Origin of the sequence: Microbacterium sp. H6, assembly GCF_003314775.1 — a bacterium.
GTDB lineage: Bacteria > Actinomycetota > Actinomycetes > Actinomycetales > Microbacteriaceae > Microbacterium > Microbacterium oxydans.
Window position 1 is genome coordinate 1 of the sequence record NZ_QOAY01000017.1, and the last position, 2160, is coordinate 2160.

At 69.1% G+C, this 2160-nt stretch carries 3 protein-coding genes; 2 read left to right on the forward strand and 1 reads right to left on the reverse strand.

All coding sequences use genetic code 11. The annotated features are described in order from the left end of the window. Positions 1-73: 73 nt before the first annotated feature. Positions 74-1078, forward strand: a complete 1005-nt coding sequence (locus DSP71_RS00655) for a LacI family DNA-binding transcriptional regulator (protein ID WP_113680108.1) — start codon at positions 74-76, stop codon at positions 1076-1078. Here DSP71_RS00655 and DSP71_RS00660 read toward each other — a convergent pair. After that, the gene (locus tag DSP71_RS00660) at positions 1059-1529 is read right to left on the reverse strand and encodes a PaaI family thioesterase (RefSeq protein ID WP_046749849.1); all 471 of its coding nucleotides are present in this window, start codon (positions 1527-1529) and stop codon (positions 1059-1061) included. The two genes, DSP71_RS00655 and DSP71_RS00660, sit on opposite strands and share 20 nt — an antisense overlap. Before the next feature lie 108 nt (positions 1530-1637). On the opposite strand from DSP71_RS00660, the gene DSP71_RS00665 reads away from it, so the two are divergent. Then, entirely contained in the window at positions 1638-2024 is a 387-nt protein-coding gene (locus tag DSP71_RS00665; protein WP_113680109.1) for a GntR family transcriptional regulator, read from the forward strand. The last annotated feature ends 136 nt before the right edge of the window (positions 2025-2160 follow it).

The window sequence follows — 2160 nt, forward strand, 5'->3', positions numbered from 1 at the left end:
CGGGGTTCCCGCAAGACGAGTTCCGACCTAGTCTGGGCAATCGAAGAACTTCGATGAAGAGAGAACACGGGCGATGCGCGCACGACCAGGCAGGGTCACCATCTACGACGTCGCGGAGCGCGCCGGGGTGAGCATCTCCACCGTCTCGCTGGCGGTGAGCGCCCCCCACCGGGTACGACCGGAGACCCGCGAACGCATCGTCGCGGCGGCCACGACCCTCGGTTATCGGATGACGCAGGGCCGCCGGGTCGGTGCCGCCCGCATCGCGGTGGCCGCGCCGTTCACGACCTACCCGTCGTATCTGCGCCGCCTCTCCGGAATGCTCCGGCGGGCCAGGGACGCAGCGGTGGACATCATCCCCTACGACCTCGATTCCGCGGCAGCCGCGGATGAGCCGCTGCTCGACGTGCTGCCCACGCGCACGGACGCGACCGGTCTGGTGGTGATGGGGGTTCCGCTCGGGGGAGCAGCGCGGCGGGCGAGCAAGGCGGCGCGCATCCCGGTCGTCTATGTCGACGTGGTGCCGACGCGGTCCGACGTGGGCGGTCCGGTCGTCCTCGTCGACGACCGCGACGGCGGTGCGCAGATCGGCCGCCACCTCGCCGGGATCGGGCATCGCCGTGTGCTCTTCGTCCATGAGCCGCAGCGCTCGCCGGCGTACGTGTCGGCCGGGATGCTCCGCATCGAGGGGCTGACGCAGCACCTGGGGGTGACCGACCTGGCGGTGGCGCATCCGTCCTCGGTCGACGATCGCGTGATCGCCGCAGCCCGAGCCGCAGGAGCGACGGCGATCGTCGCGAATCACGACCAGTTCGCCGTCGCCGTCCTGTCCGCCCTGCGCTCCGACGTCGACACCCCGCCACTGGCGGTCGTCGGCTACGACGACGGCGAGGTCGCCGAGGCGCTCGACCTCACCACCGTGCGCCAGCCGTTCGAGGAGAGCGGACGCACGGCCCTCGAGCTCGTCCTCGGACTGGTGTCGGGGGCGTCGACCGCGCGCGAAACCGTGCGACTCGCCCCGACGCTGATCGCGAGGTCTTCGACGCTCGGCGCCGGGTTCAACCCCGCGAGGCGGTGACGCGCTTCTTCTCCCGGATATAGACCTCGCGACGCACCTTCGCCACGACGTCGCCCTCCCGGTCGGTGATGACCGTCTCGAACCACTCGAGCACCTTGGCGCCCCCGTGCGCCCGCTCCCGGATCTCTGCGGCCTTCTCTTTCGACACCTCGAACTCGGCCGTCAGCACTCCACGTCCCGGCTTGAGGAACTCGATCTCGCCTCGGGTGTCCCACACGACGTAGTCGCGTCCGAGCTGATGCATGACCAGCATGAAGAAGTAGGGATCGGTCATCGCCGACATCGATCCGCCGAATGCCGTCTTGACGTAGTTGCGGGTGAAGACGTTGACGTGGAGCTCGACGGTCGCGTGCGTCCAGTCCTCGCGGAAACGACGGACGCGGATCCCGCTGAAGAGGTTGGGGATCCAGAGGCTCATGCCGATCGCGAGTCGGCGGGGAGTGATGCGCATGAGGTCAGTGTGGAGCACCCGACCGAGTCCGACAAAGCCGTCTGGAGGGTTGTCACAGTTGTTATAGTTTGCATAGAATAAGTAGAGATTCGAGGAGAGGGGGGCCGGATGCTGATCCGCGTCGATCTCGACAGCCCGCGGGCGCTGTACGACCAGGTGGCGGCTTCGGTGCGCTCCGACATCCTCGCCGGCGTGCTGGCGCCCGGCGATCGTCTTCCCGCGGCGCGCGACGTCGCCGAAGCGCTGGACATCAACCAGCACACCGTGCTGCACGCGTACCAGCAGCTGCGCGACGAGGGCCTGGTGGATCTCCGTCGCGGCAGGGGAGCGGTCATCGCGGCCTCGGCCGCGCCCCTGGCCGAACTCGCGCACGACATCGACGACCTGGTGCGTCGCGCCGCAGCGCTCGGCGTCTCCGCCGACACGCTCGCCGGCATCGTCCGCGCACACCGCGATGCCGACACAGGTATGCGCCCGATCGAGAACCCCGAGTAGGATTCGCCATGAGCGATCACGAAACCACCCACGACCTCACGCGCACACCGCCTCCGCTGCTGCGACGCGCCCGGCTGGCCTTCTTCCTCGTCGCGGTGATCCTGCCGGTCGTCATCACGGCGATCGCCGTCGTGGT